Annotated in this window: 27 protein-coding genes and 1 pseudogene; 20 read left to right on the top strand and 8 right to left on the bottom strand. The window is 33.5% G+C overall.

From position 1 onward, the window contains the following. Window positions 1-18 precede the first annotated feature (18 nt). The 13 genes from HCCG_RS12030 to vapD all read left to right on the top strand — a co-directional run bounded on the left by HCCG_RS12030 (window position 19) and on the right by vapD (window position 6,663). Window positions 19-189, top strand: a complete 171-nt coding sequence (locus HCCG_RS12030) for a hypothetical protein (protein ID WP_002957403.1) — start codon at window positions 19-21, stop codon at window positions 187-189. A gap of 89 nt (window positions 190-278) precedes the next feature. Next, complete coding sequence (locus HCCG_RS09945) at window positions 279-596, top strand: hypothetical protein (RefSeq protein ID WP_002957405.1); 318 nt, start codon at window positions 279-281, stop codon at window positions 594-596. 137 nt (window positions 597-733) lie between these two features. Next, a complete protein-coding gene (locus HCCG_RS09950) occupies window positions 734-1,483 on the top strand; it encodes a helicase (protein ID WP_230197943.1) in 750 nt (249 codons plus the stop codon). 284 nt (window positions 1,484-1,767) lie between these two features. Continuing rightward, window positions 1,768-2,859: a hypothetical protein gene (locus tag HCCG_RS09955; RefSeq protein ID WP_195886793.1), complete on the top strand. Its 1,092-nt coding sequence runs from the start codon at window positions 1,768-1,770 to the stop codon at window positions 2,857-2,859. 11 nt (window positions 2,860-2,870) lie between these two features. Next, complete coding sequence (locus HCCG_RS09960; RefSeq protein ID WP_002957408.1) at window positions 2,871-3,779, top strand: hypothetical protein; 909 nt, start codon at window positions 2,871-2,873, stop codon at window positions 3,777-3,779. A 9-nt stretch (window positions 3,780-3,788) separates the two neighbouring features. Beyond that, window positions 3,789-4,325, top strand: a complete 537-nt coding sequence (locus HCCG_RS09965; RefSeq protein ID WP_002957409.1) for a hypothetical protein — start codon at window positions 3,789-3,791, stop codon at window positions 4,323-4,325. A 24-nt stretch (window positions 4,326-4,349) separates the two neighbouring features. Further along, the gene (locus HCCG_RS09970) at window positions 4,350-4,748 is read left to right on the top strand and encodes a hypothetical protein (RefSeq protein WP_002957410.1); all 399 of its coding nucleotides are present in this window, start codon (window positions 4,350-4,352) and stop codon (window positions 4,746-4,748) included. A gap of 9 nt (window positions 4,749-4,757) precedes the next feature. Next, window positions 4,758-4,895: a hypothetical protein gene (locus HCCG_RS12260; RefSeq protein WP_014666995.1), complete on the top strand. Its 138-nt coding sequence runs from the start codon at window positions 4,758-4,760 to the stop codon at window positions 4,893-4,895. Continuing rightward, window positions 4,896-5,030, top strand: coding sequence for a hypothetical protein (locus HCCG_RS12885; RefSeq protein WP_268257962.1), 135 nt, complete (start codon window positions 4,896-4,898; stop codon window positions 5,028-5,030). Window positions 5,031-5,104: 74 nt separating this feature from the next. Next, window positions 5,105-5,317 (top strand): hypothetical protein, encoded by a 213-nt coding sequence (locus HCCG_RS09975; RefSeq protein WP_015453608.1) that lies wholly within the window; start codon window positions 5,105-5,107, stop codon window positions 5,315-5,317. Window positions 5,318-5,366: 49 nt separating this feature from the next. Next, window positions 5,367-5,843 (top strand): hypothetical protein, encoded by a 477-nt coding sequence (locus tag HCCG_RS09980; protein WP_002957411.1) that lies wholly within the window; start codon window positions 5,367-5,369, stop codon window positions 5,841-5,843. 113 nt (window positions 5,844-5,956) lie between these two features. Continuing rightward, window positions 5,957-6,295 (top strand): hypothetical protein, encoded by a 339-nt coding sequence (locus HCCG_RS09985; protein WP_002957412.1) that lies wholly within the window; start codon window positions 5,957-5,959, stop codon window positions 6,293-6,295. Next, complete coding sequence (vapD, locus tag HCCG_RS09990) at window positions 6,292-6,663, top strand: VapD family protein (protein WP_015453607.1); 372 nt, start codon at window positions 6,292-6,294, stop codon at window positions 6,661-6,663. The genes HCCG_RS09985 and vapD overlap by 4 nt, the downstream gene beginning before the upstream one ends. 5 nt (window positions 6,664-6,668) lie before the next feature. Here vapD and HCCG_RS09995 read toward each other — a convergent pair whose 3' ends face one another. Then, on the bottom strand, window positions 6,669-7,004 hold the full coding sequence (locus HCCG_RS09995; RefSeq protein ID WP_002957414.1) for a nucleotidyl transferase AbiEii/AbiGii toxin family protein: 336 nt from the start codon (window positions 7,002-7,004) through the stop codon (window positions 6,669-6,671). After that, window positions 6,967-7,230, bottom strand: a complete 264-nt coding sequence (locus HCCG_RS10000) for a hypothetical protein (protein ID WP_002957415.1) — start codon at window positions 7,228-7,230, stop codon at window positions 6,967-6,969. The genes HCCG_RS09995 and HCCG_RS10000 overlap by 38 nt, the downstream gene beginning before the upstream one ends. Window positions 7,231-7,614: 384 nt before the next feature. Between HCCG_RS10000 and HCCG_RS10005 the strand changes: the two genes are divergently transcribed. After that, entirely contained in the window at window positions 7,615-7,914 is a 300-nt protein-coding gene (locus HCCG_RS10005) for a hypothetical protein (RefSeq protein WP_002957416.1), read from the top strand. Then, the gene (locus tag HCCG_RS10010) at window positions 7,902-8,051 is read left to right on the top strand and encodes a hypothetical protein (RefSeq protein WP_230197944.1); all 150 of its coding nucleotides are present in this window, start codon (window positions 7,902-7,904) and stop codon (window positions 8,049-8,051) included. The genes HCCG_RS10005 and HCCG_RS10010 overlap by 13 nt, the downstream gene beginning before the upstream one ends. 330 nt (window positions 8,052-8,381) lie before the next feature. Here the strand turns inward: HCCG_RS10010 and HCCG_RS10015 are convergent, their stop codons facing one another. The 6 genes and pseudogenes from HCCG_RS10015 to HCCG_RS12270 all read right to left on the bottom strand — a co-directional run bounded on the left by HCCG_RS10015 (window position 8,382) and on the right by HCCG_RS12270 (window position 12,738). Continuing rightward, window positions 8,382-9,356, bottom strand: a complete 975-nt coding sequence (locus HCCG_RS10015; protein WP_326544425.1) for a tyrosine-type recombinase/integrase — start codon at window positions 9,354-9,356, stop codon at window positions 8,382-8,384. A gap of 36 nt (window positions 9,357-9,392) precedes the next feature. After that, window positions 9,393-9,632, bottom strand: a pseudogene (locus tag HCCG_RS12970) (Arm DNA-binding domain-containing protein); the annotation flags it as partial. An 11-nt stretch (window positions 9,633-9,643) separates the two neighbouring features. After that, on the bottom strand, window positions 9,644-10,084 hold the full coding sequence (locus tag HCCG_RS10020; protein ID WP_002957420.1) for a hypothetical protein: 441 nt from the start codon (window positions 10,082-10,084) through the stop codon (window positions 9,644-9,646). Window positions 10,085-10,272: 188 nt separating this feature from the next. Further along, the gene (locus tag HCCG_RS10025) at window positions 10,273-12,111 is read right to left on the bottom strand and encodes a hypothetical protein (RefSeq protein WP_015453606.1); all 1,839 of its coding nucleotides are present in this window, start codon (window positions 12,109-12,111) and stop codon (window positions 10,273-10,275) included. Beyond that, entirely contained in the window at window positions 12,108-12,485 is a 378-nt protein-coding gene (locus HCCG_RS10030) for a hypothetical protein (protein ID WP_002957422.1), read from the bottom strand. The genes HCCG_RS10025 and HCCG_RS10030 overlap by 4 nt, the downstream gene beginning before the upstream one ends. 94 nt (window positions 12,486-12,579) lie before the next feature. Then, entirely contained in the window at window positions 12,580-12,738 is a 159-nt protein-coding gene (locus tag HCCG_RS12270) for a hypothetical protein (RefSeq protein ID WP_002957423.1), read from the bottom strand. A 198-nt stretch (window positions 12,739-12,936) separates the two neighbouring features. On the opposite strand from HCCG_RS12270, the gene HCCG_RS10035 reads away from it, so the two are divergent. The 5 genes from HCCG_RS10035 (at window position 12,937) to HCCG_RS10050 (ending at window position 14,834) form a co-directional block, all read left to right on the top strand. Then, a complete protein-coding gene (locus HCCG_RS10035) occupies window positions 12,937-13,278 on the top strand; it encodes a hypothetical protein (protein WP_014666979.1) in 342 nt (113 codons plus the stop codon). 52 nt (window positions 13,279-13,330) lie between these two features. After that, window positions 13,331-13,558: a BspA family leucine-rich repeat surface protein gene (locus HCCG_RS10040; RefSeq protein WP_002957425.1), complete on the top strand. Its 228-nt coding sequence runs from the start codon at window positions 13,331-13,333 to the stop codon at window positions 13,556-13,558. 97 nt (window positions 13,559-13,655) lie between these two features. After that, window positions 13,656-14,279: a BspA family leucine-rich repeat surface protein gene (locus HCCG_RS10045; RefSeq protein WP_230197952.1), complete on the top strand. Its 624-nt coding sequence runs from the start codon at window positions 13,656-13,658 to the stop codon at window positions 14,277-14,279. Window positions 14,280-14,340: 61 nt separating this feature from the next. Then, a complete protein-coding gene (locus HCCG_RS12890) occupies window positions 14,341-14,475 on the top strand; it encodes a hypothetical protein (RefSeq protein ID WP_267891775.1) in 135 nt (44 codons plus the stop codon). Between the two features lie 128 nt (window positions 14,476-14,603). Continuing rightward, entirely contained in the window at window positions 14,604-14,834 is a 231-nt protein-coding gene (locus HCCG_RS10050) for a hypothetical protein (RefSeq protein WP_002957427.1), read from the top strand. The last annotated feature ends 463 nt before the right edge of the window (window positions 14,835-15,297 follow it).

Here is a 15,297-nt window from a genome sequence, read left to right on the forward strand (position 1 = left end):
AGTAACACTTCATAGAGTGTGGTTGAGTCAAAGCAGAATTTTAATGCCCTAAATGACTTTAAAAGTTATGCTGATGAAAATCAAAAGCAAACAACAAATGGCTTTTCATTTGGCTCTGCGTTTTCTAAATTGAAAGAAAAGGGCATTGAAGCAAAAGAAGCCATTGAAAAAAAGCAGAATGCTAGATAAGGTTAAAGAAAAAACAAGTGAGCTGACAAACAAAGGACTTGAAAAAGGCAAAGGATTGATTGAATCTCAAAAACAAAAAGGGGCTAACAATGAGCGAGATTAAGAATAAAACATTTGAAGATAAGTACAATTTGTTGGGCAATACACTGCTAAAAGTTAATGATATTTTATCTAGTGATTTTAGGAGAGAGCTAGAATCTTTGAGTCCTTCTTCTATGAGTATGGATAAAAAACTTTTATTGTTTTCGCTGTATCATCTTATGAATGATGATTATCTTTTTTACAACTTTAAAATGTTGCTTAAAGAAAAGGTAGCCCAAATTGCTGAATGTTACTATTTTAATTTTGGTCTTACTGATTTTGGACTTTGCGACCTGCCGCCGCAAGATTTACCGCGAGATTTATAAGATAAAACACTAGACAACAAAAACAAAGCGGTAGATAGGATAGACAATAAGAAATTGCAATTTTAGAATCTCAATTAGAAGACATACAAAAAAGCATAAGAAATTTACAACTAAGTTTAGATTCTACAAAGAAAACATTGCAAAATCTCAAAGATATTGCGTGGGATAGAGATTCTAAAAAAGAAAGTAGCAAGATGTATAAAGTGCTAGAGAATGATAAGCCTAGCACTATTGTAAGAAGCAATGTGGGAGATGTGGTTGTAGATAGAGAGTTTATGGAAAAAGAAATCCAAAAACACCTTGATAATCCTGCACTAAGGGGAATGGTAACCACAGAAGAAATGCTCTCTTATCCTAAGATAGCTAAGAATGTGGAAGCGGAATATAATGCAGAAATCAATGACCACACCTGGAAAGTAAAAGCAAACGATGAAAGTGTTTTGGCTTATGGAAGTAGAGAATATGTCAAAGATGATAAAGAAATCAATAGGCTTTTAACCGCCCATAGCAAAACAGAAAGAGGGGAAAGAACGCAGAGGCAAGCAGACAGGGTCAGCTCTGCTACCTATTTTAACGACCCCGATTTTCGTGGCTCTGCTTCCGCTATTATACCACAATCTTCCAACAATGATGAAGAAACATATATGATTCCTAATCAAAATACTTCTCATACACATTTTATTACACAAGATTCTATTTCTAATCTTTCATTAGAAGAACAAATATCTCTGGCCAAAGAAAATCAAAAAACACTCAATGCTATGCCAAAAGCAAGTGATATAGATAAAGATATAAATAAAGACAACACACAAGAGAATACACAAACACAAGATACTACACAAAGAGTAGAAACTCAATCTCAAAAATCAACATTAAGGAGAAAATGATGAAACAAAAAACACTTCTAGCAACTTTCATTGTTGCATTAATAGGATTAAACAATGCTAATGCTTTTAGTTTATTTGGAATGGAGATAAAATCTCAAGCCGAACTTGCTAAAGAACAACAAGAAAAAGCTCAACAAAAGATAATGGAGCTAAAAGCAAAAGAATTGCAAGAACAGGCAAATAGGGAAGCAAGGGAAGCTCTTGAAAAGCAATATCAAAATCAACAAGCACAAACCCCACAAAACAATCAAGCAATAAGCCAACAAGCAAGTAACACTCGTGGATTGGGAGACATTATAGGGGGAGGAAATATAGGAAATATTGTAGATGGAGCTTTAAATGGCAACTTAAATGGTGCTTTAGGAGGAGTTTTAGATTCTGTTCTAGGAAAACTAGACTCTCAATTTTCAAATATTTTTAGCAATTCCTTAAATTTCATAAACGCTTGTTATGAAACTGATTTAAAACTTGATATAGACTTAGGTATAGATACAACTGATGTATGTGCTATGGCTTCAAAACTTGATGAAATTAAAGTTAATATATGCTCTCTTGTCGGAGGAAGTGGCACTATGAATAAAGGTGTAAGCGGTTTTCAAAGTCTGTGTGAAGCCAAACAAAAAGAATTTAAAGATTATGTTAGCAGACAAGCAAATAACTTTGCTGAATGGGCTACGCTTCAAAATGGAGAAAAAACTACTGATTATAATGCAAAATTTGCAAGTGGATTATCTGTGGCAGATTTTGATTCTAAATGGGATATTAACAATCTTTTGAAAAAAGATAGCACCATAAGCAAAATGCTTAAAGATGGAAAAATGAAAGAGATAGAAATGTTTATGGATTATACAAAAAGTTATGGAGCTAAAAAAGATATAGAATCAATCAATATGGAAGATATTAAAGCACCAAGCAGTATGAATGATTATCGTAGAGGCATAGACGATGGCATTAAAAATAATAGAACTATTATCAAAAATGCCAATCCAAGTCAAAGTGCCTCTTTGGCTCGTGCAAAATTAAGTAAAAACAACAAAGAAGATATGCAAAAATTATCAAATCAACTTAAAAGCGATTACAATAATGCAAAAATAGCAGAAATAGGCAATGCATTAGCTACAAGTGATTATAAAAAAATTGCAATTCCTACACAAGACTATGTCAAACTCTTAAGAAAAGACTTGCAACCTGGAGCTATCGCACAAATAAGAAGACAACAAGCACAAGAAGTATCACTGATTTCACAAATTGAAGAAAAATGGGAGAGAAAATATAACCTCGCAAAATTACTTATTGATAAAGAGGTGATTTTATCTCAAAAATTTGATGAAACAGAAGCGAGAAAAGAAGTTAATCGCATTGTAAATAGCAATTAAAAGGGTTTAAAATGAATGAAATTGAAAACAAAGAAATAGCTACTATCTCTCCGCAAGAAGAGACTATACAAAAGGAAACAATAACTAACAAAAATAATGTTGAAGAAAAAACTAAAGACAAAAATAAAAAGCAAAATGAAAAATCCAAAAAGAATGCAGTAGCAAAAGACCCACACAAAGAATCACTCAATTTTCACTGCGAACAATTTTTTGGAAAAAATTGGAAATATATCGCTTCATTCTTAGGTATTGCTATACTGATTTTTGCATATGAGCTAAATCATATCAGCACAAAAATGAATGATTTAGAGCAAGTAGTCTTAGAAAACAACTCAAAGGTTGTTTTAACAACAAGCGATGGAAGAGCAATTAAAGTAACAAAAGAGCCATTAAAAGCCGAATATTTAAAACAATTTGCCATAAGCACTTATGTCAATAATCTTATTGTGTCTCGTTCGCAACTAACGAATAATTTTCAAGCCTCACAATTTAAAGATTATGGAGAAGTAATGGATAATGTTCCACAAATTAGAAATATTCTTACAAATTTTATGGATTATAAAGAAGATGAAGAGAAAGGCATTCAAGTCAATCAAGTAGCAGTTGGAGACTTAAGAGCTTATGTTCAATGGTTAATCTCTGCTACCGCACAAGATAAACTGCCTGAATATATTGCCATTAAAGATTATAGTGTAGAAAAATACGAATACACAGGCAATAAATTTAGCACTGAAATTATCATTAAAGTTGTAGCACAAAGTTATATTCTTAGCGAAAATAATTACAAACAACAAAATGGTAATTTTAAAATTATCAGTGAGGGAAGTTTTGACCTAAACAAATCAAGCGATATTAATCCTTACGGATTAAGAATTGAACGCATTAAAATAGAGCCTATTGTTAAATCAAAAACTAGCTAAGGAAACAAGATGAATAAAGAACAACAAGGAATCTATGATGTAACATTTGGCGACAAAGAAATGACGCCAATATTTAAAGATATTGAAGCTATTGAAGACGCAGTAATTGAATATATCACAATGTATGTTAAGGGATTTCACGATAAACGAAGAGACAAAGGACTCGGAGCGGAACATATTAAATTACATTTGGATAAAGGCTCTCAAGGCGAAATTACTTTAGAAGAGCTTGTAAATCTTGGGTATTCAATAAGAGAATATCTAAAAAAATTTGAAAATCCATTTTTGGAAGAAAATGGTGCGAAAATTTATGAATGGGAAAACGAAGAACATACGAGATTTAGAGTAATCACTGATATTCAAAGGGGAGGGCGACAACTGCCACTTTCCCCCTCTGAACACCAAATTATAACATTCTATTCTGATAGAAATCTTAACGAAAGAATGGAATTTAAAAATCCACTTGTAAAAGAATATTATGACAATTTGCAAGATGAGAATGAAAATAATCAATCTCACATTGCAAAAATAAAGAAAAGAAGATGATTAAAATCAAACAAGGAGTTTAAAATGGAACAAGAATATAAAGACAAAATAGAAAAACTTAATAGCGACTTAACAAAACTCACACTTGATTTACAAAAGGAAGTCAAAGAGCTTAAGGAAGACACACTTGTTAATGGACATATTGATAATACTGCAAATATGAGCTTTGCCTTAGCAGAAATTAGTGAAGAACAAGAAAGTAGTAATTATGAAAAATTCTTGAAAACACTATTAGAATCTGATTTTAAAGCCCTGCAACAAGAAATGATTGAAGAAACAAAAAGAGAACTTTTAACCAAAAAAGTTTCAAAAAATCAGCAAGGTGGATTTAAAATTGGAATGATTTTTAATCTCTTTGGACTTTTAAGCTTTTTATTAACTCTATGGATTTGTGCGAAATATAAGCTTTTGTTTTTTGCATAAGGAAAAAAAATGAAAAGTTTTAAGAAAGAATATAAAAATATCAATTATGGAGCATATAATATACTTATTGCAATAGTAGATGATGAAATTTACTTTAAGACAGAAGACATTAAGAAAACACTAAATCTTGATACATACAAAGAATAGATGTCAAATAAAACAAAATTCTGTGGCATTAATTCTGCATTAGAATTAACAAAATCTAGCTCCGTATATTATAAAAATGGCTTTGCACTTTGGCTGGAGTATGAATATAATCTTATGAAACACGATATTTTATAACTGAAAAGGGAGTTGTTATTAATGTATGAAACACAATATTCTTGTTATGAAGACAAAACATATAAGGATTAGGTATGAGCCATATTTCAAGCATAAATTTTAAAAAGTCAAAAGATTTTCAAGTATTCCATAACGCAAATATTCGCCCTAATTATGCAATAGGAACGGAATTATCCTACAATCGCAAAGGCTATGAAGCCCTAAAAATCAAACAAGAGTTAATACAAAATGCCATAGAAGCCTATAATCGCACAAAACCCCCCAAAAGCTCCAAATTTCAAAGCTAAAAGTTACGAGTGGAGTAGTGCAGTTTGCAATATCAAGCCTGATACCACAATGCAAGATTTAGAAAGACTTGCAAAGCATTTTGAAACTAAGTATGGATTCCAATGCTACCAAATCGCCATACATAGAGATGAAGGGCATATTGATGATAATGGAGAGAAAGTTATCAATCATCACGCCCATTTGGAGTTTATAACGCTTGATAAAGAAAGTGGCAAGAGCTTATTTCGTGCAGAATTGCAAAAACCTAAAGCTCTGCGACAAATCCAAACCGAAGTTGCCGAGATTCTACAAATGGAGTGGGGACAAGACAAACGCATCAGCAAAAGAGAACGCATAGAGCCACGCAAATATGGAGCTATGAAAGAAAAAGAGCGTGAAGCTCTGCGGAAACTTTTAGACTTTTATGATGAGATTCTAGGAATTGATACAAAAGGATTGTCTATCACTGAAGCACAACAGGCACATAAAAATCTTGTAAAGAAAACACAAGAAAAAAACATATTAAAAGGCATAGATAATATATAATATTATAGTAGAACATATAATATTATATACTTTGCTATATTTATCTATCTTATATTATATATATCAAATAAATGTTATAATGATAAAAATCTCTTACATCAAAGGAGTTTCAAATGACAGCCATATCTACACAACACACACAAAGACGCTCATTATTAGGCACTAGAATTGTATTAGATGAAGAAAAGATTCTAAGAGAAAACAAATACGACTTAGATAGAATGTATGAGATTATTGATGAATTGGCTAAAGAATCTGGACTTATAAAGATAGATAAACACACCTATCATTGCAAAGGCAATGATAAAGACTTGGCGTGTTTAGGCATATTTGTATATAACAATCTTATTGATTGCAAATGGTTCACTTTGAATGTTAAAGAATGGGATTGGATAAGTGAAAAAGAGGGGAACGAGACTCTTATTGGCGATGATATGGGCGTTTGGCAATGAAGAATCGTAAAGCCCTAAACTTTGATTTATCTACAAATGAACTTAAAAAGCATTTTAATAGCACTGCGGAAGCTTATAGTCAAATCAAAATATTTATGATTGAAAATGGTTTTGAGCATAGGCAATATTCAGGTTATATTTCTAAAGAACCTATGAATGAAAGAGAAATAACAAAATTAGTTAGAAAACTTAATAAACAGCTATCTTGGCTCTCTACTTGTGTGCTAAATTTTGATGTAACAGATATAGGCGAACAACACGACTTAACACATTTGCTTACAGGTAAAAAATCAAAAATTGCAGAATTTGAAATAAGTAATGAATCTAACGAAGCTAAAAAGACAAATCGTATAAGAAAACATAGATAAGGATATTATATTCTATTATAATATATAAAAATATATAATATTATATACTTATATATATTATATCTATGTTTGCTCACACGATACGACTTGATACGAATTCTACATTCACTTAAAATAAAGATGTCTATAAATTTTTGAAATTCTTTAGAATTTGCGTTGCTTGTTCCATTATCCATAAGAAAAAAATCCAAATCATCAGAATACCTATAAGAGTCAAAATAAAATCTCTGCAAAGCCGTTCCACCTGTGAGATAAAATCTCAGATTTTCTTTGACAACTAAATCAATAATTGAATCTTGAGTTTTATACAATCGTATATATTTCTCTTCTCTTTCCCGCATTTGTTATCCCATAGTATTGAATAAGTCTATCAAGTCTAGGCTCTAAATAAAATCGCTTAAAATAACCCAATTTTTGATTTTGCTCTACAATAAATTCCCTTACCCATTCCTCTTTTATAATCCTTAAATCCTCTATCATTGCTTGAGAGCTTTGAAAAATTGCAGAAAAAATACGCTTTGCAAACTCTTTATTTTTAATATTTTCAACAATAAATTCCGCAGTCATATTTGTTTGCCCCAATAGCAATGATTGAGAATATTTTGAGCGATTTGAATTTGTGTTTTTGACATTTAAAACCTTAATATAAAATTAACCTATAATTAATTGTATTATAGATTAATTTTATATTAAATAAAGCTTAAATATATAAATTGAAGCAAACTTCCCCATCATCTCTCAAAATTATAATCTGCTTGAAAATGTGAATCTAGTATCACTTTTGCAGATTATTTATGATGAGAGATGAGTATGAGCGGTAAATATTACAATAACATTTTTTTTGTGTTATTGTAATAATGTGTCTCTATGAGATATGGTATGTTTCAGTATGTGTAAATTCAAAAAAAAGAATAGAAAGAATAAGACAACTGTGAAAAAGGAACAAAAAAAATGAAAAAGAGCGTAGTTTCATTGGCGGTGGCAGCTCTCTTTGCTGGAAATCCGCTCCATTTAGGCGAAGTGTTTTCTAATATAGTGCAAACATACGAATACAGAAACCATAAAGAATCTTACGAAACAATATGTAACAGGCTTATAGAAAGTTCTACATTATTGTTTTTAAGTATCGCAAAGCACCTAAACACTATGGAAAAAGAAGCGTGGGGAGATATAAGAAACGAGATAGACCATGTAATAAAACAGCCCAGAGCCGTGGAGACTTCAATGTTAAATACGCTATGTATGCGTTAAAGAGCTTACTAGATACGCTAGAACACAACAAAACCTTTGTAGCTGATGGACTGAGTCTTATTAAACACGATAATTTTGATATTGTTGAGTTTGGCAAAGATGTAGCTAAAGCACAAGAGGATCTGGCTTGGGCTTAGGCTATTGTCTTGGCGTTATCGACAAAATCAATCAAAGCGAGATTGCCAGAAGAGATGTCCAGAAAGTGCTTTGTTCTACAATATTGCCAAATTATGATGATTTTGAACTTTTCTTTAAGGGTGATATTTTGTAGATTAGCTGATGTTTTTGGTATTGCAAAAGAAGAACTGAAAAAGATGCTGGATATTCTTGCCCCCCCCCTTTTTTTTTAAAATGATACCAGCAAAGATTCTTTTAGTGACTGTATGGCTATTCCTCTATATTAAGTTTATGCAAGACAATGATTTTTAAATAGAGTTTGCTGTCAAAGGAGAAAATATTTCTCTCGCCTAGCACTCTTTAAGCTCATCTAAGTAATCAGCCCACCATTGCAAAAGTGGTCTCATCTGCTCAACATAATAAGCTTTATGTAGATAGGCTTGTGTAACATTATTACCTATTCTATGATCTAGCACAGCCTCTTTAATCTCAAATGATGCGTTATGTTTGTCTTGGTGTGTATCACAAAGGCTTCTAAAAGTTCCCCTAAAAGAGTGAAGTGTTTGCTTCCTGCCTCTTTTGGCATCTGCAAAACCCATAGAACGCAAAGCTTTATTAGCACTCTCTGACACCATCGGTTTATGTATTTTATTGTGTCCGTGGAATATCCAAACACCCCAACCTGTATTTTTTTTAATTTCCTTTAGAATCTCAATAGCTTGTGTAGGCAAAGGAAGGGAAAAATCCGGGAATGATTTCTTTTTGACTTTCATCTCGCTTCTTGGAATGGTGAGTATCTTTTTCTCAAAATCAATATAACTCCACTTCAATGTAGCAAGGTTTTCAGCCCTTAAAGGAATAATGCTTACAAACTTTAATGCCGATCGTATAATAGAAGAATGAATATACCCATCAATAGCCCTCAAAAGTTCTCCTAGCGTTGCTTCATCTGTAATCTTTTCATAGTGATTTGTTACTTTAGGCAAAAGAAGTTGTTTTGTGTCAATTTTGAATAGGTAATTTGTTTCTGTGTATCCGCGACCAAGGGCAAATTGCCATATACTAAGACAATGGGCAAAAAGTCTTCTAGCAAGCTCTACCCTATAGTCTTGAATCTTTGCGATAATATGCGTAATGTCTGAATGTGCAATATCCTCAATGTGTGTGGAGCTTACAATTTTTCTATCAGATTCATATTTTGAAAAATTCGGCAAAAGGTGTTGCTCCATCATTCGTCTATCTCTTTTGAGTGTGGAATAGGTAACTTGCTTTTCTTTGAATTTGAGCCATGCTTCTACCACTAGGTGCAGTTGTCCCTCTTTCATTTTTATTTTGGCTGCTTTGTCTAGCTTTTTATTTTCTTGTGGATCAGCTTCTGCCAGAATAAGTTTTTTGTATCCAATAGCATTCTCTCTTGTCTGCTCCAAGGAAACAGATGGATATTGCCCAATAGTAATAAGCTTTCTTTTATCCCCAAAAGAGTATCGCATTTAAAATGTTTTTGAACCCGTAGGAGATACCCTTAAGCGCAATCCATCCCTATCATTTAAGAAGTAGTCCCTCTCTTTTGGTTTAGCTTTTTTAATTTCTGTTTCAGTCATAAAAATCCTTTTTATTGCGATTCATCAAGCTGGAATACGCCATTAACAATGCCGCTTACAGCCTCATCTATACCTATGTGAGCTCCAGACATATAGGCGTTAGTGAGCTCTTGGAACTTGTCAGCTGGGAAGCAGTTGTCTTTCTTTGGTTTTTGTCCTGCCTTGCAAGATTTGAATGAAACCTTGTTAAGATCATCAATGCCTAGTGGGGCACAATTACCTTGGGAAATCTTTTTGCCAAGTTGAGCCATCATCCCTTCTGCAAAGATGCTGGTTGTTATTTGATCGTAGCAACAATGGTGTTTGCGCTTTCTCAAAACTATCTTTCCCACCTTTTCTATATCTTCGCTAGAAACATGTGTGCAAAGTCCAAGCGAAATTCGTTTGTTTGTCCTGATATATTCTTGTCCTTCTGTAGGTGTTTTTTGTGCCCTTCTCTCTGCAAATTTCATATCGGTGCAAGTATCCCTATTTTCTTGCAGCTGTTTTAGAGTGTCAATAATGGCATTTGCAATAAATTATATGGTGTAGGAATAGCGGAAGCTATCATTTCAGCAGCCTGAACAGCAACATCTACAGGATCTATTTTGTTAGATGGGTCATTGCTATCTTCAGTTAAACCGGGCAATTCCTCTTTAAGCTATTCTTCTTTTGGAGATTCGCTCTCTATTGTTGGGTTTGCAAGCTTTGGATCTAAGAACCTTTTGCCATATTTTTGCCTAATAATATTGACTGTTTTTTCTCTACCACAAATTGTTTCAGCTGCTACCAGTGCATCTTGTCCGTTCAAAGCGTATAAGGCATAAACTGTTTTGTCATCTATTTTCCCAGATTCCTCAACATTATATCTCGCATAAAAATACTTGTCTATATCAGCAGCAGCTGCATTTTCATTTTCCATAACCAATCTCAATATACCAAGCTCATTGCCATTAATCATCATAGGCACTTTAAATGGATAATGAAGCTCATTCACTTCTCTTGTTCCCATTTGCCAAGCTAAAACAGCTTCATAGGTTAGCCCAAAGCGACCACTCATACAATTTGCATAATCCATAGCAATTTTATCTTCTTCATCTGTCGCTCCATCAAGCTCTTCGTTACTTAAAATTCCATCTGTAGAACCTGTTGTCCAAGCAGATTGTCTTTGTTTTTCTTTCTTGTCGCATATTCCTTTTATCCCTTTATTATCGCAATATTGTTTTAATATTTCTCCGGCAACTTTAACAGCCACTTGTGTTGCAACCTGCTTGAGTGCTTGTTTAATTGCTTCTTCAGTGGTTTTTTTGGCAATATTGCTAGCAAATTTCTTAAACCCTACTTTAAAGGCTGCCGCAGCTGCTTGTGTAGCTTTTGAAGCAATATTTCCAGTTCCATTTGCAAAAGCTTTCCCTCCAGCACTCATTGCATCATTCATTACCCCAGTAGATCCTGCAGAATAACCCATACTCGCATATTTTATGGCCATAGAAATCAAATCCATTGCGGTTGGCAAAAATTGTCCCTTATCGCAATAGCTAGCTTCTGCTCCAAAGATATGTGTTGATGCCTCCATAAGCCCCATTTGCCCCAAAGCTTCTGTGGCTTGTGAGAAGTCGTGGTTTTGCTTATTTGTTTGGACTTTTGGGATTCCACCCAAAAGTTTTTCTATATCTGGTGTTTCTGAAGTTTGTGTTGAATATTGCCTACAGCCTATTTGCTTATCGACTATAACGGTATATTTCTCAGTCACTTTTTTATTTAAATAAATAGTCTTGCCATTTACATCTGTTATCGGGTTAAGCAGCTTGGAACTTAGCACTTGACAACCATTATTACTATTTCCGCCTTGATTGATTGTAACACAAGCATTTGTAAGCTTACATTGAGTAGTGCAAGCCTTTTCATCACTAAAGGCATTTTTGCCAAGATATCCTGTAATTTTATCATTGCCTTGACACATATATCTATTGCCAGTGGATTCACTTGAAATTTCAACTTCAAACTCTCCACTCACTCTATTGCCAGTTATGTTGTCTGCAATCTTTTCAACGCTATATGTGATATTGCTTAAATCTTTAGGGTCTTTGACACTACTATTAAAAACAATAGAATCCCATCCTACCTGAATAGCATTTTTTGTTGTTCCATCCACAGTAAATAAATACTCACCCTGCCCACTTCCATCAAGTGGAATAGTAATAGTTTCTTTTTTTGTTGATCCATCAACATCCATTACTTCTGTTTCAAGGCTTACTTGCGAAGCATTATGATTTACACCTGCAAGTGGTGCTAATGGAATCCAACCTGCTTGTTCACTTAACTTTCCATTCTCTGCAGTAATAAGGGTATATTGCTCATCTCCATCATCTTTGACAAATGCACCTATTGGTTTATATGTACTTTTTCCAGAATTGTAGGCTTCTAGTGCTTTTTGATAAGCTTCTTCATATTGTAATCTCTGTTGTGGTGTAAGCTTATTAATTTCATCTTGTGTCATAGGCACTTTCTTTTTGCGAGTAAGGTGTTCTGCTGTATATGTCCATTTTCTGTGTTTTTGGTAAGTTTTGAGCTTGTAATCTCAATTATTTTGCTACCATCTCCAAGATCGGTAAGGGTTAAATTATTGCCTGAAACATTAGCCTTAATACCTTCTTTTTTAATATCACTTTGTTTTACAGGCACAAATAGCTCTTTTACACTTATGCCATTTAAATCGCTAACAGATAAAGCTTCAACATTGGAGACAACAATTTTAATACCTGTTATTTTTTTGATACTAGCTAATTCTTTGTTTATCTTAGCCAAATCAAGCTTTTTCCCATCTGCGACTTTGGCAATAACTATTCCTTGACTTTGAGCCCCAACAAACATACATTGCCCTTGTGAAAGGCATTGAGTTTCGCAAGTTTTTTCATTTGTGAATGAAGGAATAGATTCTAACTTGCCATTACCGTTTTTATATTCCTTATTCCTTGCTTATGGGACAATAGTATTTCGTTTGTTGTTGCTGTCCTTGCCCTTGTGGCTTTTGATTTTGGTTTTGTGGAGCTGTGTTAGTGTTTGCAGCAATAAGCCAAATAGGCAATAAAGCTAATGTAATGATTAATTGAAGTCTTGACAGCATGAGTATCTCCTTGATTCTACTGATTGCGCATATCCATAGTAAATTCTATTTATGTATGGAAGCGGATATGTTAATTTTTTAGTTGTTGTGATTTTGGTGTCCAAATCAATAATAGTTACGCTACCTAAAAATAGTGAGCAAGAGAAGCTAAGAAACATACTCCTAGAAATGTTTGCATAAGAAAGAAAAGGAATGCAAATGGAAATACTACAACAAAAAATCAACCAACGCTTAGAGGAAGGATTGCTAAAGCAAGAAGACTTCAATCCAAAAGAAGTGATTGTAACCTCTCTCTTTGGCGGAATGCTAAAATTCAGCATAATTGAAACACTAGGAAAAAATGGCAAGACATATTTTGCGGAGGCAATACAAGGCGAAGTGATAGGCTTCACCGAAAATGGACTAAAAATTGACTTTGGATCTCAAGTTTCAGAAGGCGCTATTGTTGCTAAAGATTTTGGGATTGACAAAAAAGAGGCTATTCGGCAAGTTTGTGAGTGGATTCAACACGCTCAAAAAAGCCAAGATTTGCTTGATTGAAATATAGACATAAAATCCCTATAATACGGGCATATAAAAAAAGGAGTAGGCAATGAAACACAAACCAACAAATGTGTTTGAGCTAAAAGAACTCGTTCGCAATGAGAAAATAAACTTAGGAGATATTGATACTTCTAATGTTGGTAGCTTTGGGCTTTTATTCCAAAATTCAACTAGAAAAGATTTTAGTGGAATTGAAACTTGGGATACCTCTAATGTGACCTATATGGTTGGCACATTTAGTGGAGCAAAACATTTTAATCAAGATATTTCCAGCTGAGATGTATCTAATGTGTTTGAAATGTCTAATATGTTTCTTGACGCAGATTCATTTAATCAAGTCGTTAAATGGCTGGGATGTTCGTAATGTGACTGATATGTCCTGTATGTTTCAGGGAGCCAAATCGTTTAATGCCGACATTTCAGAGTGGAATGTAGGCAATGTAAAGAAAATGTCCTATATGTTTGCTGGTACTCATTCATTCAACCAAGACATCAGCAGGTGGGATGTCAGTAGTGTAGAAAATATGGCAAGTATGTTCGAGAAAGCCAAATCATTCAATCAGCCACTAAATGAGTGGGATGTCCGCAATGCAATATTCAGGACAAGTATGTTTAAAAACGCAGTAAATTTCAATCAGCCATTAGATAGATGGCAATTCTTTGAAAAAGAGCTTATAAAAACTTCATATCATACATATAGTATAAAAGGTATGTTTGAAGGTGCTATTTCATTTAACCAAGATATTAATTCTTGGGATGTCAGCAATGTGAATGATTTAAGATTTTTATTTAAAGATGTCAAAAGTTTCAACAAACCTCTAGACAAGTGGGATGTTGGCAGAGTGCAAGCTACAAATTATCTATTTGATGGTGCTACATCATTTAATCAAGATATTTCTAGCTGGAATCTAAATGAAAGGTATGTGTATGGTCCTTATGAATTTAGGAACTGCCCCATCAAAGAAGAATACAAGCCAAAGGTTTTGCGAAAAAAATAGTTTTAGATTCTCATTTGAAGCCGTTCCTAACAAATGGCACAAAAGGTGATTAGCCTTATTTGTGCCAACAAGCTTCTTGCAAAGGAAAAAAGTCAAATTTGAAGCCCAAACTAAAGAGAAAGAAGCTCTGCAGTCTCTTAAAGAAAGGAATGAAAATGAGCTTGTAGAGAATTATAATAGGCTTATGAAAAAATAGACAGGATTCCTATCAAAGAAGAAAATGCTCTTTTATATCTATTCCTTTGATAGCTAAAATCTCATTTGAAAATACCGTTCAAAACCCATATAATACGCCCATACAAAACAACACAAAGGAGCTCAAAAATGGGTTATACAAACTATTGGACTCAAAACAAAAAGCAAGATAGATTCAGCGATGAATTTGTTGAAAAAGCAAGAGAAATCTGCAGACTTGGTTTTGACAGAGGTATTGAACTTGCTAGTGGCGATGGCGAAACATCTTTTGGTGTATCTGAGCTTAACGAAGAGCTCTTGAAAGAGTGTGTTGCAAATGATGGTATTTGGATTAATGGCTTTGGCGATAAGAGCCACTAGACATTTTCACTTGAACCACAAGCAGAAGTAGGCAATTTTAGTTTTTGCAAAACTGCTAGAAAACCATACGATGCAGTGGCTAAGGCATTAATGTTTCTTGCATATAGAGAAGGCATTATTAAGAGATATTAGCTGGGACAGCTGTGGGGACAAAAAAAACAAAACGAAGGTAGCTTTTCCTTGTATGAGAGTGCAACAAACGATATGAGTATGCGAGAAGAAATATCTCGTATCTTAGGAATCTAGAAATATATTTATAATATCGTGGAGTATTGATATATAATTGCAGTTAGAAACTTAATTAAGCAAATCTGCTTCTTTTTTTGTCAAGTATTATTTATCATAATCAATGTATTCCACGATTTGCAGTGCAAAAAAATATCAAAAGAGTTGCAAAGGTGCGACAAAAAAAGTTGCTCTTTTGGATCCCTTGGGCTAACAACCACAATTTTATACTACAAAA

It is taken from the genome of Helicobacter cinaedi CCUG 18818 = ATCC BAA-847, from assembly GCF_000155475.1.
Lineage (GTDB): Bacteria > Campylobacterota > Campylobacteria > Campylobacterales > Helicobacteraceae > Helicobacter_C > Helicobacter_C cinaedi.